A 24,197-nucleotide genomic window follows, 5' to 3' on the forward strand; every position below is an offset into this window, starting at 1 on the left:
ACAAGAAAAAAGGAAAAGACTTGTTCAATAATTCCCCCTTGTCCCCTTGTCCCCTTGTCCCCTTGTCCCCTTGTCTCCCCTGCTCCCCTGCTCCCTGCCTATCCCCTTAGTGAGTATTCGGAATCAGCCTTCCACAGGGATAAGTTGCTGTTTGCTGTGAAGCACTGTCAGCAACTGCTGCTGGAATCCGATCTGATGGTTGGGTTTTGGCTGCTAGATAATCTTTTTGCAGTTTATCTAAAATGGCTTCTCGCCTGTCGTATATACGCTTCAGGGGACGAGGCTGGCATTTGTTTAACACATACGCACTCACTAGTGGTAGAGCGATCGTGCTATCGGTATAACAAACGATTGTGTTAGGTAACTCATCCGGGTCAATTTTACCCCAGCTGACAGCTTCTGATGGGGTTGCCCCAGATAAACCGCCTGTATCTGGACGTGCATCGGTAAATTGCACAAAGTAATCGTGTCCTCGTTCTTCCAACCCCAAAACCTCGTGAAGTTGCGGTTGGGTTTGTAGCAAAAAGTTTTTAGGACTACCGCCACCAAGAATTACAGCCGCACTTTTACCTCCTGATTCACGGGCATTATATGCGATCGCGGCTGTCTCATTCACGTCAATTGATGGATCTATTACCAACTGCGAACCTTCCAATGCTAAAGCCGCCACGTTCATCCCAATTGAACTATCTCCTGGAGAAGACGTATAAATCGGTACGCCATACTCATAAGCTGTAGCTAGCAAGCAGGAATGCTGCACACCCAATTGCTTTTCTACTTCTCGGACATATTTACCTAGTAAATGGTGAAACTCAGCCGTTCCCATCCGCTTTTGAAACGCTTCTCCTTGGAGAATCTTGCGGATGAACGCATCAGTTTCTAGCAGCACATCGTAACCAAAAATAATGTCATAAATGCGGATCGTGCCTTCTTGACGAAGTTTCACATCATCCAAAAACGGATTACCAGCAAAGAGTTCAAAACCCAATCCGTAGTGCATATCGTGGTAAAGATTTGCACCAGTGCTAATCATCCAGTCAATAAAGCCGTTGCGAATTAAAGGTGCAAGCGCTGAAACCCCAAATCCTGCTGGCGTCATCGCACCGGAAAGGCTAACTCCCACCGTGACACCTTCCGTTAGGACATCGCGACTCAGTAGTTGGCAGATTTCCCGCAACCGCGCTGAGTTGTAAGCGGTGAAGTATTGATCGATCAAATCCACCACACTGATATCATTTGATATCGGTGTGGGTGCAATTTTTTGACCCAGCTGTTTAGACATTTTGGCACTCCCTAACAGTAAACACGCCGAATCTAATAGTATCTAGCTTTCAGCCAAAGTGACAGCAATACTTTTTTACCACTAGCTTGAAAAAATAAGTGAGCAGTAGGAGAAGAAAACTTTTTCAACCCTTTTGGGATTTTCTTATGATTAGCTGTCTTGAAACCTTATAAGTATTTCACAGGCATATTAGTCACATTGCTGCAAAATCGCACTATAGCTTTACTAGCACTGGGTTGTAATCCAGTGTGTGCGATCGCTTTTTCGGTTTTGGAATAGTGATACCTTAATGGACATTAGTTGCAAAAATTAACAATTAGTATTTTTTCTTTAATAACTATCTTAAATCTTTTAACTATCTGCTTAACTGTCTTAACTGTCTTCTAATTCTTCAATTTTTGATTTAACTATTTGTTTAACGGTCTTAACTGTCTTAAGTGTCTTCTAATTCTTCAATTTTTAATTTAACTATTTGCTTACAGCTTCAATGTACGGCTTGCTTTTTATTTACAACTATGAAAAGTTATGAGAACACCACAATCTAGTAATTAAAATTTATTTGCCAACAACTCCAAATATTAGTCCTATAGTTCGTTACTTAGATTATGAGCAGAATGGCACTAAGATATCAGCAAATCCAGTATTCATAAGACTTTTGGGTGTGGTGTGTCGGGTGTCGGGTGTAGTGACGAAAAAGTTTATTAATGTTCGCACTTGTTGTTCATTTTCTTGATTTGTTCCCTACACCCGACACCCTACCCCCTACACCCTGCCCTGACTAGGTTTCACGTTTTCTTAGTGCCATTCGATTATGAGCATCTTAATAATATTATCGCCTTGAAACGAGCCACCACAAGCAAACCAAATGTGGGGATCTAACTGGATGGTGATGATACTTGCGAACTGCAACAATGCTCAGATCGTCCACGAAATAAAGATAGAAGAAGACTCCAGAGGAGGTTTAGCGCAGATCATGCAACCCTTTGAACTGCCAGAATTTTACACGCCTTGGCCCGCACGGCTGAACCCAAACCTGGAAGCGGCACGAGTCCATTCCAAAGCGTGGGCTTACGAGATGGGGATACTTGGCTCAGAAGAAGAAGCACAAAGCTCGGTTATTTGGGATGAACATACATTCGATGCCCACGACTACGCCTTACTTTGCTCTTATACCCATCCAGATGCGCCGGGAGCGGAGCTTGACTTAGTAACCGACTGGTATGTTTGGGTATTCTTCTTCGACGATCATTTCCTAGAAATCTATAAGCGCACCCAAGACATGGCTGGGGCAAAGCAGTATCTTGACCGACTGCCAGCGTTTATGCCAGTGCATCCCACTGATACCCCTTCCGTTCCGACCAACCCAGTAGAGCGCGGCTTGGCTGATTTGTGGTCTCGTACCGCCTTTACTAAATCTGTGGACTGGCGACTTCGATTCTTCGAGAGTACCAAGAACCTCCTAGAAGAGTCTCTGTGGGAACTCGCCAATATCAACCAAGATCGGGTCGCCAACCCCATCGAATACGTCGAAATGCGCCGCAAAGTTGGTGGCGCTCCTTGGTCAGCGGATCTTGTCGAACACGCCGTGTTTATAGAGATTCCGGCCGAAATCGCCTCGACTCGGCCAATGCGTATCCTCAAAGACACATTTGCCGATGGAGTGCATCTTCGCAACGACCTATTCTCCTACCAAAGAGAAGTGGAGGATGAAGGTGAGAACGCTAACTGCGTGCTGGTCTTGGAGCGCTTTTTAAATGTCAGTACTCAGGAGGCAGCTAACCTCACTAACGAACTGTTGACCTCGCGGTTATACCAGTTTGATAACACTGCTGTCACCGAGTTGCCCCCCCTGTTTGAGGAGTACGGACTAGATCCAGTGGCTCGTGTTAACGTTCTCCTTTACATCAAAGGACTCCAGGACTGGCAATCGGGCGGTCACGAGTGGCACATGCGATCGAGCCGTTACATGAATAAGGGAGGAGACAATTCTCCAACATCTACGATTCTGGGAGGCCCCACAGGTCTAGGCACATCGGCTGCGCGTATTCAATCGCTATACGCCGCCTTGGGTTTGGGAAGGTTCAAGAGCTTTACTCACATTCCATACCAGGCTGTGGGACCGGTGACACTGCCGAAGTTTTACATGCCGTTCACTACAAGCTTGAATCCCCATCTGAATGCTGCGCGGAAGCATTCCAAGGAATGGGCGCGCCAGATGGGGATGCTGGAATCACTACCTGGGATTCCTGATGCCGTCATCTGGGATGACCACAAGTTTGATGTTGCCGACGTAGCCCTTTGCGGTGCGTTGATCCATCCGAATGGATCTGGTCCTGAGCTGAATCTGAGCGCGTGCTGGCTTGTTTGGGGAACCTATGCCGACGATTACTTCCCGGCGCTTTACGGAAATAACCGCAACATGGCTGGTGCGAAAGTGTTCAACGCCCGACTGTCGGCGTTTATGCCTCTGGATGACTCCATCCCCAGCGAGGTTCCAACCAATCCAGTGGAAGCCGGCTTGGCAGATATTTGGTCTCGCACAGCAGGCCCCATGTCCGCAAATGCGCGGACTCAGTTCCGCCGGGCGATTCAGGATATGACTGATAGCTGGGTGTGGGAACTCGCCAACCAGATCCAAAATCGGATTCCCGACCCGATAGATTATATTGAAATGCGCCGTAAGACCTTTGGCTCGGATCTGACCATGAGTCTGTCCCGACTAGCTCAGGGCAACGAGATCCCGCAGGAGATTTACCGCACCCGAACAATGCGATCGCTCGATAATTCCGCCGCCGACTTCGCCTGTTTTACCAACGATATCTTCTCCTATCAAAAAGAAATCGAATTCGAGGGTGAAATCCATAACTGTGTGCTGGTCGTTCAGAATTTCCTCAACTGCGGTAAAGCACAGGCCGTTGAAGTTGTCAACAACCTGATGACTTCTAGGGCGCTACAGTTTCAACACATCGTCGCCACCGAACTGCCAGTTCTTTTCGATGATTTCGACCTGGATGCAAGTACCCGCAAAAAACTGCTCGGATACGTCAAGAAACTAGAGCAGTGGATGTGCGGCGTACTCAAATGGCATATAACGGTAGACCGCTATAAAGAATTTGAATTGCGTAGTACGTTAGCAGGGCGGCTACTTAGCGGGCCCAGAGGGCTGGGTACTTCAGCTAGGCGTATTGGCTCGTCGATCGGTCAGGGGAGTCTCAAGTCATTACTCGGTCAATGAAGTTAGGTTTTCTTGTCGGTGAGTTAATTCAAGGTCAGTATGCGATCGCGTGAGATCAATTTTTTTAGTAACTAAAAAGTGGAGGATTGAGTTGTGACTTATTCTAACGACCCCAATTTGGTAGAAGATCGGCAGCCCCAGTTAACTTTAAGTACAGCGGCGGCGCGTAATTTGGCGACAACAGCCAAATCTGCACCGCAGACTCAGGAAATTACATCGCGGTGGTTATTGAAGCTGTTGCCGTGGGTGCAGACGAAAGGTGGCGCTTATCGAGTCAACCGTCGGTTGAGTTATGCCGTGGGTGATGGACGGGTAACTTTCACCAACACTGGAGCTGCGGTGCAGGTGATTCCTCTGGAACTTACTGAGTTGCCCTTGCTGCGAGGGTTTAACAACCTTGACGTTTTGATCGGATTAGCAAACCAGTTTGTTCAGCAGGAGTATGCTCCAGATGATGTAATCGTCGAACTTGGTCAGCCTGCCGATCGCGTGATTCTGATTGCTCGTGGCAAGGTAAACAAGATTGGTGTTGGCAAGTATGGCGAGCAGATCGTGTTCGATGTGCTAGCTGACGGCGACCATTTCGGTGATGAAACTGTGGTGCAGTCCGAGGATACTTGGCAGTACACCCTCAAGGCGATTACCAGAACCATCGTTTTGTCGCTACCCCAAGCGGTGTTTGAGAGGGCGATCAATCAGTCTGAGGCGTTGCGAACTCATGTTGAACAGTTCCGCGTTCGCCTGAGCCAGCCACAGACTCCCCAAGGTGAAGCCGCCATTGAACTGGCAGCCGATCATCCCCAAGAAGCTGAGTTGCCGGGAACCTTCGCCGATTACGAACTCACACCGAGAGAATATGAGTTAAGCATTGCTCAAACGGTGTTGCGAGTAAGTACGCGGGTAGCCGATCTCTATAACGAACCGTACAACCAGACAGAAGAGCAACTGCGTCTGACCATTGAGGCATTGCGGGAACGTCAAGAACACGAGTTGCTCAACAACCGCGAATTCGGGTTGCTGCACAACGCCGACCTCAAACAGCGTATCTACAGCAGTAGCGGCGCACCTACTCCCGATGACCTTGACGAACTGTTAGCGACGGTATGGAAGGAGCCGGGATTCTTCCTAGCTCACCCCCGCACGATCGCTGCCTTCGGTCGTGAGGCCAACCGCCTGGGTCTGTATCCACAAAGCGTAGATGTGAATGGCGTTCAGGTCACATCTTGGCGCGGCGTACCCATCTTTCCTTCCAGCAAGATCCCCATCACTAATAACCGCACCAGTTCTATCCTTTTACTCCGCACTGGTGTAGAAAAACAAGGGGTAATCGGCTTACATCAAACTGGTATCCCCGATGAATACCAACCCAGCTTGTCTGTTCGATTTATGGGCATCAGCGAAAAGGCAATCATCTCCTACCTCGTCACCGCCTACTACTCCGCAGCAGTCCTCACTCCTGACGCACTTGGTATCCTCGAAGATGTTGAAATCGGGCGCTAAATATCAGGAGTGCTGAGTGTTGAGTGCTGAGTGCTGAGTGTTGAGTGCTGGTGCTGAGTGAGTAAAATTAGCGCTGACTAGACCTCTTGCATAAATCAAAAATAAGAAAGAACCCCACCCCGCCAAAGCTACGCTTTGTCTCCCCTCCCCGCTTGCGGGGAGGGGTTGGGGGTGGGGTGTTAGGAACTTTTGCAAGAGACTCCATGAGCTGCGCTCACAAGGAACAATGAAAATAATCTGGGAATGATTTTGCGTTGTTTCAGCCTCTATTTTTAAGGCAGGTCTACTGTTGATACTCCGCAAGAAAGTAGGCGGTCTTTTAACTCAGCACTTGGAACTCAGCACTCAGCACTGAATGGCACTTTTATTAATAACTAGAGGATGAGGTGATGACGGATTTTATTGAATCAAATTTAAATATTGAGAGTGGACAACCTCAACTGAGTTTGAGTAAAGATGCTGCGCGTAATTTGTCCACGACCACCAAATCTGCACCGCAAACGCAGGAAATTACCTCACGATGGTTGTTGAAGATGTTGCCGTGGGTGCAAACGAAGGGTGGGACTTATCGAGTTAACCGTCGGTTGACCTATACGGTGGGTGATGGACGGTTAAGTTTCTCTAACACCGGAGCCGAAGTGCAGGTGATTCCCCAGGAACTTGGTGAGTTGCCCTTGCTGCGAGGATTTGACAACACTGAGGTGCTGAGGGCGTTGGCAAGTCGGTTTGTTCAGCAAGAGTTCGCGCCTGGTGATATCATAGTCCAGTCAGGTCAACCAGCCAATCAGCTTTTCTTGATCGCACATGGCAAGGTGAACAAGATTGGTATTGGCAAGTATGACGAGCAGCCTCTGTTGGATATGCTAGCTGACGGTGATTATTTTGGCGATCTGTTGGTGTCAGAAAGCAATTGGAAGTTTACGGTCAAAGCTGTGACCCGATGCACAGTATTGGCGCTACCACAACAGGCATTTCGAGAACAGCTTAATCAGTCGCAGGCGTTACAGGCTCAGGTTGAGCAATTTCGGACTCGCGCAGAACTTCCACAAAACAAGTATGGGGAAGCTGCGATCGCGTTGTCAACCAGTCATAGTCAAGAGACGACGTTACCGGGAACATTTGTTGACTACGAACTCTCACCCCGCGAATATCAGTTAAGCATTGCTCAGACTGTGTTGCGAGTAAGTACTCGCGTTGCGGATCTGTACAATCAACCATACAACCAAACGGAAGAACAATTGCGGCTGACGATTGAGGCATTGCGGGAACGTCAAGAATACGAGTTGATCAACAACCGCGAATTTGGATTGTTGCACAACGCCGACCTCAAACAGCGCATCTACACTCGCAGCGGTCCCCCCACTCCCGATGACCTGGATGAATTAGTCACCCGTCGGCGGAAGCCGAGGTTCTTCTTGGCTCATCCCCGCACTATTGCAGCCTTCGGTCGCCAGTGCAACCGTCGAGGCATCTATCCAGACACCATAGACATGGATGGGAGCAAAATAATCACGTGGCGCAATGTACCGATTCTTCCCTGTAACAAGATCCCGATTACTAAGAATCAAACCAGTTCTATCCTTATACTCCGCACTGGTGAGAAAGATCAGGGCGTGATTGGCTTACATCAAACTGGTATCCCGGATGAATACCAACCCAGTTTGTCTGTCCGATTCATGGGCATCAGCGAAAAGGCCATTATCTCCTACCTTGTTACAGCCTACTACTCCGCAGCTGTTCTCATCCCCGACGCACTTGGCATCCTTGAAGATGTGGAAATCGGTTTGTAACTTTTTTGAGTGGAATATGAGTCAATTTTGGTAGTGTCAAAATAAGAGTTAATACGAAACTCATAACTCACCACTCAAGACTGATGCAAGATAGGCAAGAACAAATTTCGCAAGTGGTAGTGACTGCTGGACAGATGCGCGATATTGAAAAGCGGATCTTTGCAGCGGGAATGCCTGTAGTTGCTTTGATGGAAAAGGTAGCGGGATTAATTGCTCGTCGCATTCCAGAAATTCCTGCAAACACCCCTTTGTTAAGGGGATCTCGTGTGGGAATTCTTGTCGGCCCCGGTCATAATGGTGGCGATGCTTTAGTCGTAGCTCGTGAATTATACTTTCGCGGGTATGAGGTTTGGATTTATTCTCCTTTTTCTAAGCTTAAAGAATTAACTTCGCAGCACTTGCAATATGCCCAGAGTTTGGGCATTCCAATTTATCAAACAATTGAACAACTACCAGATTCTGATTTGTTGATTGATGGCTTGTTTGGGTTTGGTTTAGAAAGAAACCTGACCGATCCCATCGCCTCTGCAATTAATCAGCTAAATGAATTATCTATACCGATTTATAGTATCGATTTACCTTCAGGTTTACACACCGACACAGGCGAAGTCTTGGGAACTGCCATTCGCGCCACTCACACATTTTGCTTAGGTTTATGGAAACTCGCTTTCTTCCAAGATCGGGCGTTGGAATATCTCGGTAAAGCTGAGTTAATCGATTTTGATATTCCTTTAGCTGATGTGGAAGCTGTTCTCAAAGATGCACCTAAAATTAAACGTATTACACGAGCAAAGGCACTTGCTACTTTACCTTTACCCCGTCCAGCAGTTACTCACAAATATAAAGAAGGACATTTACTGCTAATTTGCGGTTCGCGGCGCTATGCCGGTGGAGCAATTTTAACTGGTTTGGGTGCTAGAGCTAGTGGTGTTGGGATGCTTTCGATTGCCGTACCTGAATCCTTGAAATCTATTTTGGTGTCACACTTGCCAGAAGCACTAATTGTCGGTTGTCCAGAAACGGAAAGTGGAGCCATCGCCCACCTACAACTACCACAAAACACCGATCTGAGTTCCTTTAATGCGATCGCTTGTGGCCCCGGTTTAACACGAGATGCTACGCCCATTGTCCAAGAAGCGATCGATAGCAATCGCCCTTTGCTTCTCGATGCCGATGGTTTAAATATCTTGGCACAAATGGGAGCGATCGCCACATTAAAAAAACGCCAAGCAGTAAGCGTACTTACACCCCACACTGGCGAATTTGAACGATTGTTTCCTGATGTCGCCGATGCCAAACATGACAAAGTGAAAGCAGTACAGGAAGCTGCCGCCGAAAGTGGGGCGATAGTATTGTTAAAAGGGGCAAGAACTGCGATCGCCAACCCTCAAGGTGCTGTTTGGATTATTCCTGAAAGCACACCCGCCTTAGCCCGTGGCGGTAGCGGCGACGTGTTAACTGGGCTACTGGGTGGATTGTTGACGCAAGCAGCAACTAAACAGATTCCCGTAGAAGATATTGTGGCAACTGCCGCATGGTGGCATTCGCAAGCAGGTATAATAGCCGCCCAAGAGCGTAGCGAATTGGGTGTAGATGCGTTTACATTGACACAATATTTGATGAAAACTCTAACTTAGTCAAATTCCTCGTTCCCAGTCTCCGACTGGGAACGAGGAATGAGGAATGAGGAATTGGATCAGGGATTGACTAAATACCAACGCTGTAGAGCCAAACGCTGAATTTCGCGCCAGGGAATATTATGTTTTCGGGCTAAGTCTGCACAATCTTCATATTCTGGCTGCACATTTGCAATAACTTTTTCTGGCGATCGCCTTTTCCATGCTATTTTTACATGCACTTTGCCATATTCCGTTTCCACTTGTTGAATTTCCCGTTGTAAAATGGCGCGTTGCTGAGTTGTGCGTCGAATGCCTAAAGTTGTAGTTTCGCGGAAGATAACGCCTTCACAACTGAGTAAATTTTCTGGATGACAAATCACAGTTAGCAAAATTCCCGGACGGGACTTTTTCATACCGATCGCTTGAGTAAAAACATCCAGCGCACCAGCAGCAAACAATGCCTCAAACGCATAGCCAATCGCTTGTGGATTCAAATCATCAATTTGGGTTTCTAATACCGAGATGGTTTCCAAATTTGAGCTAGTTTCTTCAGAATCACTGAAATTTGACTGCAAACTTGCGCTTTCACCCAACCAGAGGCGTAAAATATTGGGAATGGGTAAATTGATGGTTCCTGCTCCCAATCCTATCTGCTTGATAGCGATCGCAGGTGGTGAACCAAAATCTCTTGCCAAAGTAGTGGCGATCGCGGCTCCTGTTGGTGTTACTAATTCTCTGTCAATGCCATTACTATAAACTGGACAACCCCGCATTTCCCACAGCTTTAATACCGCTGGTACTGGTACTGCCATCTGACCATGTGCAGCCCGAACAGTGCCGCCACCAGTCGGAAACGCCGAGCAGTAAAGTAGGGGCAATCCTTCATCATTGCTCGCAATCCCCAACCAATCCAACCCCAGGCAAGTACCCACAATATCTACGATCGCATCTATAGCACCAACCTCATGAAAATGAACTTTTTCAGGTGAAATGCCATGCACCGCCCCTTCTGCCACCGCTAGCTGCCGAAATACCGCCAAACTCCAAGCTTCTGCCCTTGATGGCAACTGAGCTTTGAGAATCATCTGCTCTATTTCTGGCAAGTGGCGTGTGTGATGGTGACTGTGTTCGCCATCGTGGTGATGGTGGTGATGGCGATCGTGTACTAAATCCACATGGACTTTAGTTGCCTGTTGACCATTCCGTTGGACAAGTTCTGCCCTTAACTGATATTCCTGCTCAATACCCAACCCATTAAGTTTTTCAATTAAATACTCCACAGGAACACCCAAACTTACCAAAGCACCCAGGCACATATCACCAGAAATTCCTGTCGGACATTGAAGATAAGCGATTTTATTCATAGTCATTAGTTATTAGTCATTGGTCATTAGTCATTAGTCATTAGTCAAGAATAATTTTTTATTCTCCCCAATCCCCAGTCCCCAGTCCCCAATCCCCAATCCCCAATCCCCAATCCCCAATCCCCAATCCCCGTCCTATGGCAAAAATTTTCCCAGTTCATCCGGATAATCCTCAAATTCGCCGAATAGAGGAAATAAAGTCGGCGCTCTCTAGTGGCGCAGTCATGCTTTACCCTACTGATACAGTCTATGCGATCGGTTGTGATTTGAATGCTAAGTCGGCGGTAGAACGAGTGCGGCAAATTAAACAGCTAGCAAACGATAAACCATTGACATTTTTATGTCCCTCGCTTTCAAATGTGGCAACTTATGCCTTCGTAAGTGACACAGCTTATCGGATTATGAAACGCCTGATTCCAGGGCCATACACGTTTTTGCTCCCAGCTACGAAGTTAGTACCGCGATTGGTGCAAAGCCCCAAGCGGAAAACTACTGGAATTAGAGTACCAAACCATACTGTGTGTTTGGAGTTGCTGGCAGCCTTGGGCAATCCGATTATTTCAACTTCAGCACATCTGCCACCAGATGAAGCAGATAATGGCATGATTCGGATAGATCCTGAAACGATTCAGTCGCGGGTAGACCTATTCGATCGTTTGGATAAGTTGGTAGACATAATTGTAGACACTGGCGAGGAACCTACATTTGAAGTATCTACCATCCTAGATATGACCGGAGACGAAGCAGCAATTATACGGAGGGGTTTAGGTTGGGAAGCAGCAGCAGCATGGGTATAAGAATTCCACTTCACAGGCGCACCTCTTTGTTTCGGAAATTGTGATAAAAATAACTCCAGTTTTCAAATTGTCATATTTAAAAGCGATGTTTAGGATGGGCTGTTCGGTGAGGCAGTGGATATAAGAGGATGGTGGCAAAACTTGCCACAGTAAGGTATTTGACAACTTTCAGAAAATGGCGGGTACTCGTGTGCCAGCGTTGAGATGGTGGCTTGTGAACAAAACCGACACATTGCCAGAACTGTAACTCTTTCGTATTTCCTATAGTTTTGATATATGAGCTTTAGATGTGAGCATTATATACGGCAAGTCTTGATGGATGAATGCCTAAAGATTCACAAGCCTTGGACGGTCTTGATTGCTGTGTCTGCGTTGTAATTACGGTGCAATACTACTGGAAAAGTCATGAAAGCTAACGTCGTCAATCTACCAAACTCTACACCCATTTTTGAGAACCACGTTTCAAATGAAGAATTTTCAGATAGCAGCAGCGATCGCTTGATTCAATTGCTGTCTGAGGAAATGCAAGCGCAAGTGAAAGCAACACCCAAGTGTGTAGAAGCTTTAGCAAAGCGCATAGCCGTAGAAGTAGAACGCATTTGCGATAAAAGCTCCCGCATTCAAACATCTGGGGAAATCAAGTCTTGGCAGATGACGTTGGGAAGGCATCGGATGCAAAAATGCTTACGTTACTACCAACTAGGTTCCAAACAAGGGCGGGTGGAATTACATAGCAATTTGGGTGCTATGGTTTACCGTCATGTAACTATATCTGGTTCGGAGTTGGGCTTTGATGCTCGTTACAGCCTGATTGAAGATTTTTTACAAGCATTTTATATCGAAGCAATCAAAGCTTTCCGTAGAGAAAATGAACTACCAGAGAATCACACGCCGCGTACTCAGCTGCAATTAGCTGAATATATGGCTTTTACAGAACAGTATGCCAAACGCCGGATCAATTTACCTGGTGGTGCAAATCAGCAATTGATTATCTTGCGCGCCCAAGGTTTTGCTCGTCGTCAGCCCCAAGAAACCACCGTGGATATTGAAATGGCGGTAGAGTCTGCTAAGGGTGAAGAAGCAGAATCTTACCAGCGTAACTCGGCGGTGCAACAGCTGCGATCGCAAATGATTGCCCAAACTAATTTCGATCCATCTGAAGAATCAGAACGCGATCGCGTCATCACTGAATTGATGAAATACCTGGAGTCTCAAGGTCAATCTGATTGTATGAACTACCTCAGCTTGAAACTTCAAGACCTTTCAGCCCCAGAAATCGACCAAATTCTTGGTTTAACCAGCCGTCAGCGCGATTATCTCCAACAGCGCTTTAAATACCACGTAGAAAAGTTTGCCAAACAACACCACTGGCAATTGGTACATCAATGGTTAGGTGCGGGTTTAGAGCAAAAGTTGGGTTTATCTTCCCAGCAGTGGGAAATTTTTGTGAATCAACTCACAGAACAGCAACAGCAAATATTAGAGTTAAAAACTGCACGGGAAAACGACATTGCGATCGCTAAAACCATCAAATGCACCCCCAAACAGCTACAAAAGCGCTGGACTCAACTTTTAGAAATCGCATGGTCTATCCGCAACGGTCATACTGAAGCACAAACAGGTTGAAGCTAAGGTGAAATAACTAAAAAACATTATCGAAGCTTATGACTGGGAAGAAGAGCGCGAATTTAGCTTATACACTAAATACAAAATTTCATTAATTCGTAGCGAATTCTTTGTGTGCCTCTGCGCTTCCCTCTGCGTCCCTACCCTTCGGGAAAGCGTTCGCGTAGCGTCTCGTAGAGAAGCGCCTATGCGTTTAAATTTCACCCCTCAATTCGCCGCAATCTTCCACAAATAACTCTTATCTGAATTTATCTAAATTACTAACTCCTCCCTCATCCAAATTATTAATACATTTGTATTTATTTAGTACAAAAATACCAATATTTTTCGATTTTTCACCCATTAATCCAACTACGTTTAGCCAAAATCAAAAATTCATATTAAGCAACTGAACCTTTTTTACTACTTCTGTGAAATCCTATAATAAGCAGGACTTTTGGCAGAGGAATTGAAGATGGCTCTGACTCAAGGCGGACGGGCAAATAAGTCTGGAAATATTTTAGAAGCAAATGTAGAAGCAATCTTGTATGGGCATAATTATTTCCAAGTAGGGAACTATGTCCAAAAAGAATTTATACTAAATGCTACTTTATTGCCAAAACGTTATGGAAAAGAAGTCTATATTGGAACTGGAATTTATCATACTTATCTGAAGGTTGATTTTTATGTTGTCGGCTCATCTGCAATGCCGTCTGGTTTAATTTTCGAGTGTAAATGGCAAGAAAGTCCTGGTTCGGTTGATGAAAAATTTCCTTACTTGAACATGAATATTCAGCACTATTACCCAGCACCAACTATCGTAATTTTAGGCGGTGAAGGTATGCGAGAAGGCGCAAGCCAATGGCTGAAAGCAAGAGTTAATGATAACCATAATTTATTAGCAGTTTATAGCTTAGATAGATTCATTGCTTGGGCAAATAAAAATCTTTAGAAGATGTAATTAATAGTTCGTTAATAACACCTCTCTTTTTTATTTTTGAGTTAATTGAACGCGCTGCTTTAATTTGGTAAGTTTCAAAATTGATATCAGTATAAATTTTTTGAATAAATTCACTATCAGAATTGCATACCATAACTTTGACACCACGACTTGCTAACTCTGCACAAGTATCTCTTAAAAGTTCTTGGTCTTTTTGACTAAAAGAATTTTGACTATAAGCAGTGAAATAGCTAGTATCACTGATAGGATGGTAGGGCGGATCAAAAAATACAAAGTCATCACTGCTAGTCGCATGATTTAGAACTTCTGTAAAATCTGCTTGTTTAATTTCTGCATGGAAAAGTGCTTCGGAAGCAGCTTTTAGTAAAACCTCAGCACAAATATTGGGATTGTCATATCTGCCTAATGGCACATTGAATTTTCCCTGTGAGTTGACTCGATAAAGACCATTAAAACAAGTCTTATTAAGATAAATTAGACGAGCCGCTTTTTCTATATCAGTACCACTAGAGTTGTTTCTGACACTATAATAATAATCTTTATTATGTTGGATTTTATGCTGTTTTAATAGAGAAATTAATTCTTCTACACAGTCTCTAACACAACAATAAGTGTTAATTAACTCGGCATTAATATCAGTTAAAATGGCTGCACTTGGTTGGAGATAGAAAAAAACAGCACCACCACCTAAAAATGGCTCATAGTAATTTTTATAACTCTTGGGAAAATAAGGAATATATTGCTGTATCAACCGACTTTTACCCCCTGCCCACTTCAAAAATGGACGCGGGCTAGTCTCCTTCGAGGCTTGAATAACCATTTACTTACAATTTAACTGAAAATAATTATGACTAAATAAAGCCAATATAACCGACAAGCCAAATTTTAGATTAACTGGCTAATTTTCCAGCCGCATATATTACAATTGAGTAGATAAAGCATATCAAAACAAACGTAAGTATATAACAAGGCAGTTTAAATTCAGATGTTTGACGGATTTTGGGATAACGTTTTTCGCTACCCCCGGTACTTAATTACGATCGTCTTAGGCTTGTTTTTGAACACCTTTGCGCCATTAGTGCCATTGTTGAAACGCCCTATCACCTCGATCGCTATCTTGGGTTTATTTGTGAGCAGCCTAGTCTTCCTTACTTTCACTCTACGGGCAATGCTGGGCTTGAGTCCAATCTAGACTAGCGTTATATCGGGGCTGTGCCCCACAGACGGTTGCTTTTGGCGTTGCTCCCGCTAAGTACTGTCTATTCTGTATCTATTTTTGTCGTACAACCTCTGTGATGAGGCGAAATTTTTATGGCTACAAATCGTCGGGTTTCCCGCGTTGCTGAACTGATCAAACGGGAAGTTAGCCAAATGCTGCTTAACGGAATTAAGGATGACCGTGTTGGTACCGGAATGGTCAGTGTGACTGATGTTGATGTTTCCGGCGACCTGCAACACGCCAAAATCTACGTCAGCATCTATGGTACAGATGAAGCTAAGGTAGAAACAATGGCAGGCTTAAAGTCGGCTACAGGTTATGTCCGCAGCGAACTGGGGGCGCGAGTACGGCTACGTCGTACACCAGAGGTGATATTTCTTGAAGATCGCTCTATAGAACGCGGTAATAAAGTATTAGCACTACTAAATCAACTTAACCACGATCGCCCGCCAGAAAATCTGGAAGCAGTAGAAGACAGCACTGTTCAAAATGATGAAGAATTCTCCGAATAAGTAACTAAAACAACAATGTAACTTCAGAACAATTAATCTCAGCAAATCCGCCAAACAGTTTACAGACGTGACTAGATCGCGTCTGTTTTAATGTGAACATAACCTAATTCAGCAAGACACTTCTCTTCTTTTAGGCAAAACAAGGTTTAAACATTCTTCCTTGCTAAAACTCTCTTCCTTGATGGGTGGAATATTCACTAATTCTGAAATTCTGACTCCTGTTTATGTGTATCCTGATTACGAATTAGAGTATTACTCGACCCTGACCCTTTTACAGATGTTTTTCAAAAGAAAATGGGATGGTCTTAGTGCTGAAATTAACTAAGAAATTACAGGCTTACTTAATAAATTGTTAACAGATGCTATGGTTAAAGGCTTCGTAGTATACTTCATCCGTTATATTTTGTAACAGTTTATACCTCATCAACTGACAAATATTATTGTGTTGTTTACCTTAGATCAATACCCGCAGTTATAGATCCAGCTTTTAAGGTGATTATTTGATATGTAAGCGATGGCGATATAAACCCTTCCCACCCACCAAATCTTGCCTAAATACAGTAATGGCAAGACTTTCAGACTTGTGGCATCAAAGTCATACAGTTACATAAGCAGGTTAAGTTAACTACTGGGAATTTTTTTTGTAAAGCGGATTTTCGACAAATGTCAGGATTCGTTGACTTTCTTAACATTTCTTGAGATAATTTCAGGAGATGTAGCGTCAAAATAAAAATAGTTCCGTATAGCAAACTACAAAATCTTAGCCACAAGTCTAATTTCTGTAATGTTTGTTCCTAATTTTTAACGGGAACACTATCGTAAGTGTTAATTTGTGAGTAAAAACCATGAGTGTGAATACGGTGCCTTCTATCAATTACTACTCTCTAGATGTGATTCAAGACGAAGCACGCCGACTGGTGCAAAAGGGAATGGTTAGCCGACAACAGCCAATATATAGCCTCTGCCAATACATTCCAGCGAGAGAGTGGGTTTGCGTTGAATGTGAATTAGAGAAATGTGACTTTTTGTTACGCGATCGCATTGGCGACCTAATTGGTCGCGAACAGTGGGATAACGACTAATCAATGTTTGATGTTGGGTTTGGGATTGGGAGTTTGTTTTTGATGTGTGGATTTCACCATCAACGATTCAACCCTCAATCTAGGGGAATAATCTCTAGTTTTTTGATGAGCATTACTCTATATAGAATCTTGCGTTATTGATTAATACAGAAGCATTTGAGTCTGAATTTATACAACTTTTCAAGTTAAAGAAGGCATCAAAACCATTTGTTCTGTACATTTGGTGTCACGGCTTGAGTTTAGTATGTAAATTCTGTGAAGTTCCTACATCGATCCGATAGAAGTGTAGGAACTTCACTTTTGACTCGCAATTTATGGCATCGCTTCCCTCAAGTAAGTGATAAGCTGCTTGCTGTTCAAAACCAAAATCCGTCTAGAAAAGTTTGCTAAGTCGGGCTAACCGACACCAGTTGCGACAACAAAGGGAACTTCGTCAGCAACTGCCTCAACTTTCACAAAATCCAAAATTTTTATAGTATTTTTTCTGAAAAAATCTCGAAAAGAACAGAAAAATTGGATGAACTATTATCCTACTTGCTCTAAATATTGATTAATGTCTTCAATGATGCGAGTAAGTTCAGCCTCAGTAGTCAAGCGAATGTTGACATTGCGGACAGTCAGCAAAACTTTGGCTGCAAAGGGTGTTGGCCAGATATTAGGATTACAAAAAACTTCTAAAAATACTTCACCCGTATAACGATATTCCAGGGGAGGCTGGGGAGTGACTCTACCACCGCCAGGAGTGGGTTTAGCGGCGATCGCTTTCAGGCGTTCCATCAGTTGATCCGTTGCTGTCTTTAATTCTCGTGCTGCTTGGGGTGAAAAACTGAAGGAGACTGAACCTTCAATTAAGTTCAATGTTAGAGGAATTGAAGACATATTTTTTTGATTAAAACTTCTTGATAAGTACTTATATTACCGGAAGAAGGGGTCTGAATCCCACTCTGATAGTTTGCGGTGTCTTCTTCAAAGACCATTATTACCGTTGCGGGTAATTCGTTAGTCTGTCAAGACAAGTATTCTGTCCTGGGTAAATAAGTTTGTAGTAAGTTAGCACGGTCTTCTCTTTTTGGGAGAGGCTAGCGCCAAGGGGGTTTCCCCCATGAGCGACTAACGAACCCGTTCGCGCATCGTCTTTGTTAGAATGAAGTGCTTACTACGTAACAGGCTTTCATTGGCTTGCAATCACAGTATTACCTGGTCGTTTTGTTACCGCCGAATTAGGCTGTGAAGCCACCATCAATGTTCAGACTCGCACCAGTAACGAAACCGGCTTCTGCACTGGCAAGATAGGAAACCATGTCGGCTACTTCTTCACTCCGACCATAGCGCTGGAGGGCAGTCATACTTCTCATAGTGTCGGCAAAGGAACCCTCCGCTGGGTTCATGTCGGTATCCACCGGGCCGGGTTGGATATTATTTACTGTGATGTTACGAGGGCCGAGATCGCGGGCCAGACCGCGCGTAAAACTTGCGATCGCACCCTTGGTCAAAGCATAGACGGAACCACCAGCAAATGGCATGATGTCACTGTTGACGCTGCCAATCATAATAATCCGTCCGCCCTCGCCAATATGGCGGACAGCCTCTTGAGTTGCCACAAACACGCCCTTAATATTAACCGCGATGATTCGGTCAAAATCATCTAATGAGAACTCGTCGATAGTAGCCAAAGTGGCGATCCCCGCATTGTTCACGAGGATATCGAGACGACCAAAAGCTTTTACAGTCTCGGTGACAGCATTTTTCACCGCTTCAGCGTTGGCACTGTCGGCGCGAATAGCCAAAGCTTGCCCACCTGCTGTTTCGATCGCTTGCACCACCTCATCGGCTTTTTGCGGCGAGCTAGTGTAGGTGAGGGCAACAGCTGCCCCATCCTGAGCGAGACGTTTAGCGATCGCTGCCCCTAAACCGCGTGAGCCACCTGTTACCAATGCCACCTTTCCAGTAAGTTTTTTGTTGCTCATAGTATTCTTTTGTCGTTAAACTTTTGTATCGTCTGGTATAGATATAAAGCATGGGGGTAAGCCTGTCAAGAAATTATTATACTGATGAGTATGAAACAGGAAAAAACCACTGCGGCCATAGGCCGACCCCGCGAGTTCGATACCGATGAAGCGCTCAATCGTGCAATGTATGTGTTCTGGCGCAAGGGTTATCTAGGCACATCCCTCTCGGATCTGACCGAGGCTATGGGCATTAATCGTCCTAGCCTTTACGCCGCCTTTGGGAACAAAGAATCTCTATTTCGCAAAGTGCTGGCTCGCTATGCCGACGGGCCATCAGCTTATCTTCGTGAAGCTCTCAAAGAGCCAACTGCGCGCCAGGTCGCCGAGAAGATGATGCACGGGGTCGTTGACTTGGGAACCAATCCGCACAATCCACCCGGATGTCTCTGGGTTCATGGCACGCTTTCATGCGGAGATCCAGCCGATCCGATTCGGCAGGAATTGTCTGCACGCCGAAAATCGAGTGAAGCTTCTGTGCGTAAGCGTTTCGAGCAGGCGATTTCGGAGGGGGACTTGTCGGCTGATTGCGATCCAGCGGCTCTCGCCCGCTTTGTCGTGACGGTCAATTGTGGAATATCAGTTCTGGCAGCAACCGGAGCTACCCGAACGGAACTCCTGCAGGTTGTGGAGACAGCGTTGCAAGCGTGGCCGCAGTAAAGATAGTGCCTATTTGGTATCACATGGGGAAACTGTCAGATTTCGCTCCTCAAATTTTGACAATTTTCTGAAAAAACTATGAGCTTCCTTATCTTTATCAAATAGTAAATAACACTCATTAAGCCGATCGGTTATTTAGAGGAAATACAGACTACTGATGGTTTTTATAATGCTCGCAAACCTTATAAGTAGCGATCGCTCATAAACAAAGAAAAAGAAAACTCATTTTTAGTCTAGAATCTTTGTCAAACATAACATCGTTTCAAATCGAGCAGATAGAAAAATGAGAGAGTATACAGATAAATAAACTAACAGACTTAAATAGATAATTGTTTATTTATTTTTAATCAAAGGTAAATTTTAGTTAATGTCTAAATGAGAAAATTTCCATCTAAGTACGATCGGGTTTACACTCAAACAAACTTATAACTCTCAAATAACCAATTCACTTTTAGATGAGGAACATGAGGCAGATAAGGCAAATAACAAATAAAAACCGACAAATGACTGCATTTTTGTGTTAATTCTTATAAGAAGCAACCAAATCTGCGACGATCGCAACTAGTTCTCCGGGATCGACTGGTTTAGGCACATGAGTTTGAAAACCCGCTTCCAAAGCACGGCTACGATACTCGCTATCACCATAAGCAGTTAAAGCGATCGCGGGAATTTTTCCATAAATATCAGGCTTTAGTGCTCGGATCTTGCGGATCAGGGTATAGCCATCTTCATCAGGCATTGCAATATCACAAATCAAGACATCTGGTTGCAACTCAGGTAATACTTTCAATGCTACCGCTGCCGATGCAACTGCCATAATGGTGGCTCCATCAGCTTCCAACACAGTAGTAATGTAAAAGCGGCTATCATCATCATCATCAACTACGAGGATGTTTAAGCCAGCAAGGGGAAGAGCAGGTTCCATAACATCTCCATTAATGTTGATCGAATGAAATGTATTTCCAATGAGCTGCTTATTTTTTCTCTATCACCATACCATTGGTAATTTTACTGCGATCGCGCCTATTTTCCTAGAATATAACTCAATTTGTCTAGTCACCATTTAATTGATACTTAATTATTCACTGGTATTTATAATTATTGACCGGATAAATTTATGTTATTGTTTAAATTCCTTTACATTAAAAAATTAACTTTAACGAATAGTTAAAGTTTAAAAATAATCTTGCTAACTACTGACTACTTTATTACTAACAGGTTTGGATTCAATACTCTTCGGATAAACCCAATAATCTCTTTTTTGGTCTGGGGAAAGGTTAAAGGGCAAAGGGGGAAAGGGAAAGGTAAATTCAAACCCTTTCTTTTTCTCCTTTTACCCTTACCCGAAAAGTATTAGGTTTGGATTTTGATGGAGCTTGAAAAAAGTCAAAAAAATAGACAATGCCGAATCTTAAAACTAGTCAGGTCGGCATTATCATTTTTCAATCAATACAGTTCAAATCAGCTCAAATCCTAGATGTAGAGACGCAATTTCTCGCATCTTTAAAGACCAACTCAAAGCTTGATTACTCCCATTCAATAGTTCCAGGTGGCTTAGAGGTGATGTCATAAACCACGCGATTCACCCCTTTTACCTCATTCACAATTCGAGTAGAAATCACTTCCAAGACATCATAAGGCACTCTTGCCCAATCAGCAGTCATGCCATCTTCACTGGTAACAATCCGCAAAACAATGGGATAAGCGTAAGTACGTTGATCTCCCATAACGCCAACACTACGAATTGGCAGCAATACAGCAAATGCTTGCCAGAAGTCATGATACATACCGCGTTGGTTAATTTCTTGCCGCACAATCAAATCAGCATCGCGCAAAATATTTAACCGCTCAGATGTAACTTCCCCCAGAATCCGAATTGCTAAACCAGGCCCAGGAAAAGGTTGTCGTTGAACAATTTCTTCTGGTAAACCAATGGAACGCCCAAGTTTGCGGACTTCATCTTTAAATAGTTTCCGCAGTGGTTCCACCAATTTAAATCTTAGGTCTTTGGGCAAACCGCCAACATTGTGATGACTCTTAATTTTCACCGCTACCCGCTCACCAGTTTGGGGATCTACATTGGTGTCCGCAGATTCAATCACATCTGGATAAAGAGTTCCTTGAGCTAGATAGTCAAAGTGACCGAGGCGCTTGGATGTTTCCTCAAATACACTGATAAATTCGTGTCCGATGCGGCGGCGTTTTTCTTCTGGATCTGTGATTCCAGCAACTTTAGCCAAAAAGCGATCGCGGGCATTAACATATTCAACAGGAATGTGAAACTGTTCTTGAAACAGCTTTACCAATCGCTCTGGCTCATATTTTCGCATAAAGCCTTGATCGATAAACACGCAAGTCAGTTGCTCGCCAATCGCTTTGTATAGCAAGAAAGCTAGGGTAGAAGAATCCACTCCACCAGACAGCGCCAATAGTACCCGTTTTTCACCAACTCTGGCGCGAATTTCTCGAATTGCTTCTTCGACAAAAGCCGCTGTTGTCCAAGTGGGTTCGCAATCGCAGATATGGTAGACAAAATTACGGATTAATGCTAGACCACCAACAGAATGCACCACCTCTGGATGGAACTGAACGCCGTAAAGTTTCTTTTCGTGATCGGCGATCGCAGCACAGGGAGTATTTTCTGTATGTGCTAGCAATTCAAACCCTGATGGCATTTGGATAACTGAGTCTCCATGACTCATCCACATAGTAGTGCCATCTTCAACATTAGTAAGCAAATCTGTAGGGTCGTCAATATATAATGAGGCTTTGCCGTATTCACCTCGATCGGCCTTTGCCACTTCCCCACCAAGTTGGTTTACCATCAACTGCATCCCATAGCAAACACCCAAAATGGGTATTCCCAAATTCCAAATTTCTGGGTCACAATGGGGAGCGTTATCACCATAAACTGAACTTGGCCCACCTGAGAGAATTATTCCCTTGGGATTAAGTTGGCGCAAATGTTCAGAAGTAGTGCGATAGGATAAGACTTCCGAGTATACTTGAGTTTCGCGGATGCGACGGGCAATCAACTCAGAATATTGAGAGCCAAAATCCAAAATTACAATCAATTGGCGATCGAGCCGCCCAAAAGTTTCCAATGTTTGGGGCGCTTGTTCTGTTGGTAGAGTCACCGCTGTATTCATGACGGGAGTGTTATATCTGTTAAGGATAAATAGATGCTTTGTGGTTTATGGTGATGCTATTATCCAGCCTGGATAGGCTGATAATGGTATAGAAAGCCTTGACAAACGCTAGTTTACGTGCATTTGTCAAACCCCGGAGTTGGAGATGGTATTAAAACGATAAATCTACCCTAGAGTGGTTACTTAAAGGATTATTTTTTTGGATTGTTTACGATTATTCATAATAAATTAACATAATTTTCCGATCAACAGACCAGCAGTTTTACTCTTCACGATAATTTTGCGATCGCGATCGAAGAGAATAGAGCCACAGACTGTTACTTTTTTGCCGCTTTCGCTATGGCTTTGAATGTATTCTTGAGAACGAACATCGATAGTTTCGGCGATCGCACTGTAAACTTTATTTACCCAATCACTACCAGTTGCAGCATCTAGGGATTTTAGGTATGTTAGTGCTGCTTCGGCGGTTGCACTGTTAAACACAGCTTGGATATCTGGTGATTTTAAACCTGCGATCGCACAGTGCGCTGACAAAATTTCTCGCCGTCCATCAGCCAAGTAATGATGGGTATGAAAAATCCCGCCAGCCAGCTTTATCAGCTTACCGTGATAGCCAAATAATAAGATTTCTTTTACACCCAGCACATCAGCTTCTACTAACATTGGGCCGAGCCAGTTAGCAGTTTTGACTAATTGTTCGGGATTAATCCCTAGTTTACGCGCCAAATCTAGACCATTCTCTCCGATACAAAATACTAAACTCTCAAAACGACTGGCTTTATTTTGTAATTCCGCCCGAAAAACTGCAAGCTGATCTGGTGTACTCAAGGGTTGAGAAATGCCGGTTGTGCCTAAAAGGGAAAGTCCTTCAACCACACCAAAAGCAGAATTTGAAGTGCGAACAGCAAGCGATCGCCCTTCGGGTAAAATAATCGTCACCGTGATTTTTTCCCCCGGTGCTAGTATCCGTTGCAAATTCTCTTGCAACAGCTTTTGAGCATAAGCATAAATAGCCGGCTTGTCATCAGCATTTAATTGCCTACCAATACCTTCTCCACCTTTAATAATTACTGCATCATCACCCTGTTCGCGCCATTCCACCAGCGCCCAAATCGGTGTATCTTTAGTCAAATCGAGATTATCACCAGGATCGCTGCGAGTTATTGCTAAAGCGGTATTCTCAGATAATCCTGCTACCTGTTCAATGGGGATTTCTGCGATTTGAGACGGTTCAATCAAATCTACAGAGGCAAAAGTTAGGGATTTGCGATCGCGTAACCAGTGTAAAGCTGCAATAGCAGCAGCGCAGGCAAAGACGGGAAGTGTGTATCCAGAACGGGACATTTTTTAAATTTAAAAATAAGGCGTTGCATAATAGAGGGATGAATTGAGGTCATCTACTGTGCAATGTCCATA

The 24,197-nt window shown here is 44.3% G+C and carries 19 protein-coding genes; 11 read left to right on the forward strand and 8 right to left on the reverse strand.

Annotation, left to right across the window (positions count from 1 at the left end; translation table 11 throughout):
* Positions 1 to 106: 106 nt before the first annotated feature.
* Positions 107 to 1,282, reverse strand: a complete 1,176-nt coding sequence (locus tag RMY64_RS19440) for a homospermidine biosynthesis protein (RefSeq protein WP_322673404.1) — start codon at positions 1,280 to 1,282, stop codon at positions 107 to 109.
* 883 nt (positions 1,283 to 2,165) lie between these two features.
* On the opposite strand from RMY64_RS19440, the gene RMY64_RS19445 reads away from it, so the two are divergent.
* From RMY64_RS19445 to RMY64_RS19460, 4 genes are all read left to right on the forward strand, one after another.
* A complete protein-coding gene (locus tag RMY64_RS19445) occupies positions 2,166 to 4,517 on the forward strand; it encodes a family 2 encapsulin nanocompartment cargo protein terpene cyclase (protein WP_322673403.1) in 2,352 nt (783 codons plus the stop codon).
* Positions 4,518 to 4,610: 93 nt separating this feature from the next.
* Positions 4,611 to 6,017 (forward strand): family 2B encapsulin nanocompartment shell protein, encoded by a 1,407-nt coding sequence (locus RMY64_RS19450; protein ID WP_322682328.1) that lies wholly within the window; start codon positions 4,611 to 4,613, stop codon positions 6,015 to 6,017.
* Positions 6,018 to 6,406: 389 nt separating this feature from the next.
* Positions 6,407 to 7,807 (forward strand): family 2B encapsulin nanocompartment shell protein, encoded by a 1,401-nt coding sequence (locus RMY64_RS19455; RefSeq protein WP_322700881.1) that lies wholly within the window; start codon positions 6,407 to 6,409, stop codon positions 7,805 to 7,807.
* An 83-nt stretch (positions 7,808 to 7,890) separates the two neighbouring features.
* Positions 7,891 to 9,444, forward strand: coding sequence for an NAD(P)H-hydrate dehydratase (locus RMY64_RS19460; protein WP_322700882.1), 1,554 nt, complete (start codon positions 7,891 to 7,893; stop codon positions 9,442 to 9,444).
* A 59-nt stretch (positions 9,445 to 9,503) separates the two neighbouring features.
* Here the strand turns inward: RMY64_RS19460 and larC are convergent, their stop codons facing one another.
* Positions 9,504 to 10,790 (reverse strand): nickel pincer cofactor biosynthesis protein LarC, encoded by a 1,287-nt coding sequence (gene larC, locus RMY64_RS19465; RefSeq protein ID WP_322700888.1) that lies wholly within the window; start codon positions 10,788 to 10,790, stop codon positions 9,504 to 9,506.
* A 137-nt stretch (positions 10,791 to 10,927) separates the two neighbouring features.
* Between larC and RMY64_RS19470 the strand changes: the two genes are divergently transcribed.
* The 3 genes from RMY64_RS19470 to RMY64_RS19480 all read left to right on the forward strand — a co-directional run bounded on the left by RMY64_RS19470 (position 10,928) and on the right by RMY64_RS19480 (position 14,144).
* Positions 10,928 to 11,587, forward strand: a complete 660-nt coding sequence (locus RMY64_RS19470) for an L-threonylcarbamoyladenylate synthase (RefSeq protein ID WP_322667838.1) — start codon at positions 10,928 to 10,930, stop codon at positions 11,585 to 11,587.
* Between the two features lie 405 nt (positions 11,588 to 11,992).
* On the forward strand, positions 11,993 to 13,213 hold the full coding sequence (locus RMY64_RS19475; protein ID WP_322700883.1) for a HetZ-related protein: 1,221 nt from the start codon (positions 11,993 to 11,995) through the stop codon (positions 13,211 to 13,213).
* Between the two features lie 454 nt (positions 13,214 to 13,667).
* Complete coding sequence (locus tag RMY64_RS19480) at positions 13,668 to 14,144, forward strand: PD-(D/E)XK nuclease superfamily protein (protein ID WP_322673397.1); 477 nt, start codon at positions 13,668 to 13,670, stop codon at positions 14,142 to 14,144.
* On the opposite strand, the gene RMY64_RS19485 is transcribed toward RMY64_RS19480, so the two are convergent.
* Positions 14,116 to 14,973 carry a DNA adenine methylase gene (locus RMY64_RS19485; protein ID WP_322673396.1) on the reverse strand — a complete coding sequence of 286 codons (858 nt, stop codon included), beginning with the start codon at positions 14,971 to 14,973 and terminating at the stop codon, positions 14,116 to 14,118. The genes RMY64_RS19480 and RMY64_RS19485 overlap by 29 nt on opposite strands.
* A gap of 165 nt (positions 14,974 to 15,138) precedes the next feature.
* Between RMY64_RS19485 and RMY64_RS19490 the strand changes: the two genes are divergently transcribed.
* The 3 genes from RMY64_RS19490 to RMY64_RS19500 all read left to right on the forward strand — a co-directional run bounded on the left by RMY64_RS19490 (position 15,139) and on the right by RMY64_RS19500 (position 16,966).
* Positions 15,139 to 15,345, forward strand: a complete 207-nt coding sequence (locus tag RMY64_RS19490; RefSeq protein ID WP_322673395.1) for a DUF751 family protein — start codon at positions 15,139 to 15,141, stop codon at positions 15,343 to 15,345.
* A gap of 119 nt (positions 15,346 to 15,464) precedes the next feature.
* Entirely contained in the window at positions 15,465 to 15,884 is a 420-nt protein-coding gene (gene rbfA, locus RMY64_RS19495; RefSeq protein ID WP_322673394.1) for a 30S ribosome-binding factor RbfA, read from the forward strand.
* Between the two features lie 845 nt (positions 15,885 to 16,729).
* On the forward strand, positions 16,730 to 16,966 hold the full coding sequence (locus RMY64_RS19500; protein ID WP_094347157.1) for a DUF4327 family protein: 237 nt from the start codon (positions 16,730 to 16,732) through the stop codon (positions 16,964 to 16,966).
* A 525-nt stretch (positions 16,967 to 17,491) separates the two neighbouring features.
* Here RMY64_RS19500 and RMY64_RS19505 read toward each other — a convergent pair.
* Together RMY64_RS19505 and RMY64_RS19510 are read right to left on the reverse strand one after the other, a co-directional pair.
* Complete coding sequence (locus RMY64_RS19505) at positions 17,492 to 17,845, reverse strand: hypothetical protein (protein ID WP_194046709.1); 354 nt, start codon at positions 17,843 to 17,845, stop codon at positions 17,492 to 17,494.
* 341 nt (positions 17,846 to 18,186) lie between these two features.
* Positions 18,187 to 18,933 (reverse strand): 3-oxoacyl-ACP reductase family protein, encoded by a 747-nt coding sequence (locus tag RMY64_RS19510; protein WP_322689136.1) that lies wholly within the window; start codon positions 18,931 to 18,933, stop codon positions 18,187 to 18,189.
* Between the two features lie 84 nt (positions 18,934 to 19,017).
* On the opposite strand from RMY64_RS19510, the gene RMY64_RS19515 reads away from it, so the two are divergent.
* Positions 19,018 to 19,632, forward strand: coding sequence for a TetR/AcrR family transcriptional regulator (locus RMY64_RS19515; RefSeq protein ID WP_322700884.1), 615 nt, complete (start codon positions 19,018 to 19,020; stop codon positions 19,630 to 19,632).
* A gap of 520 nt (positions 19,633 to 20,152) precedes the next feature.
* Here RMY64_RS19515 and RMY64_RS19520 read toward each other — a convergent pair.
* The 3 genes from RMY64_RS19520 to cbiD all read right to left on the reverse strand — a co-directional run bounded on the left by RMY64_RS19520 (position 20,153) and on the right by cbiD (position 24,125).
* On the reverse strand, positions 20,153 to 20,557 hold the full coding sequence (locus tag RMY64_RS19520) for a response regulator (protein WP_322682317.1): 405 nt from the start codon (positions 20,555 to 20,557) through the stop codon (positions 20,153 to 20,155).
* Positions 20,558 to 21,158: 601 nt separating this feature from the next.
* The gene (gene guaA / locus RMY64_RS19525; RefSeq protein WP_322682316.1) at positions 21,159 to 22,781 is read right to left on the reverse strand and encodes a glutamine-hydrolyzing GMP synthase; all 1,623 of its coding nucleotides are present in this window, start codon (positions 22,779 to 22,781) and stop codon (positions 21,159 to 21,161) included.
* Between the two features lie 228 nt (positions 22,782 to 23,009).
* Positions 23,010 to 24,125, reverse strand: a complete 1,116-nt coding sequence (gene cbiD / locus RMY64_RS19530) for a cobalt-precorrin-5B (C(1))-methyltransferase CbiD (RefSeq protein WP_322700885.1) — start codon at positions 24,123 to 24,125, stop codon at positions 23,010 to 23,012.
* Positions 24,126 to 24,197 lie beyond the last annotated feature (72 nt).

Origin of the sequence: Nostoc sp. DedQUE08 (assembly GCF_034530895.1) — a bacterium.
GTDB lineage: Bacteria > Cyanobacteriota > Cyanobacteriia > Cyanobacteriales > Nostocaceae > Nostoc.

What these genes read in the sequence shown, in the direction of transcription:
- RMY64_RS19440 (WP_322673404.1), bottom strand. Translation starts at nt 1,282, where the DNA reads ATGTCTAAACAGCTGGGTCAAAAAATTGCACCCACACCGATATCAAAT.
- RMY64_RS19445 (WP_322673403.1), top strand. Translation starts at nt 2,166, where the DNA reads ATGGTGATGATACTTGCGAACTGCAACAATGCTCAGATCGTCCACGAA.
- RMY64_RS19455 (WP_322700881.1), top strand. Translation starts at nt 6,407, where the DNA reads ATGACGGATTTTATTGAATCAAATTTAAATATTGAGAGTGGACAACCT.
- RMY64_RS19460 (WP_322700882.1), top strand. Translation starts at nt 7,891, where the DNA reads ATGCAAGATAGGCAAGAACAAATTTCGCAAGTGGTAGTGACTGCTGGA.
- larC (WP_322700888.1), bottom strand. Translation starts at nt 10,790, where the DNA reads ATGAATAAAATCGCTTATCTTCAATGTCCGACAGGAATTTCTGGTGAT.
- RMY64_RS19470 (WP_322667838.1), top strand. Translation starts at nt 10,928, where the DNA reads ATGGCAAAAATTTTCCCAGTTCATCCGGATAATCCTCAAATTCGCCGA.
- RMY64_RS19475 (WP_322700883.1), top strand. Translation starts at nt 11,993, where the DNA reads ATGAAAGCTAACGTCGTCAATCTACCAAACTCTACACCCATTTTTGAG.
- RMY64_RS19480 (WP_322673397.1), top strand. Translation starts at nt 13,668, where the DNA reads ATGGCTCTGACTCAAGGCGGACGGGCAAATAAGTCTGGAAATATTTTA.
- RMY64_RS19485 (WP_322673396.1), bottom strand. Translation starts at nt 14,973, where the DNA reads ATGGTTATTCAAGCCTCGAAGGAGACTAGCCCGCGTCCATTTTTGAAG.
- RMY64_RS19490 (WP_322673395.1), top strand. Translation starts at nt 15,139, where the DNA reads ATGTTTGACGGATTTTGGGATAACGTTTTTCGCTACCCCCGGTACTTA.
- rbfA (WP_322673394.1), top strand. Translation starts at nt 15,465, where the DNA reads ATGGCTACAAATCGTCGGGTTTCCCGCGTTGCTGAACTGATCAAACGG.
- RMY64_RS19500 (WP_094347157.1), top strand. Translation starts at nt 16,730, where the DNA reads ATGAGTGTGAATACGGTGCCTTCTATCAATTACTACTCTCTAGATGTG.
- RMY64_RS19505 (WP_194046709.1), bottom strand. Translation starts at nt 17,845, where the DNA reads ATGTCTTCAATTCCTCTAACATTGAACTTAATTGAAGGTTCAGTCTCC.
- RMY64_RS19510 (WP_322689136.1), bottom strand. Translation starts at nt 18,933, where the DNA reads ATGAGCAACAAAAAACTTACTGGAAAGGTGGCATTGGTAACAGGTGGC.
- RMY64_RS19515 (WP_322700884.1), top strand. Translation starts at nt 19,018, where the DNA reads ATGAGTATGAAACAGGAAAAAACCACTGCGGCCATAGGCCGACCCCGC.
- RMY64_RS19520 (WP_322682317.1), bottom strand. Translation starts at nt 20,557, where the DNA reads ATGGAACCTGCTCTTCCCCTTGCTGGCTTAAACATCCTCGTAGTTGAT.
- guaA (WP_322682316.1), bottom strand. Translation starts at nt 22,781, where the DNA reads ATGAATACAGCGGTGACTCTACCAACAGAACAAGCGCCCCAAACATTG.
- cbiD (WP_322700885.1), bottom strand. Translation starts at nt 24,125, where the DNA reads ATGTCCCGTTCTGGATACACACTTCCCGTCTTTGCCTGCGCTGCTGCT.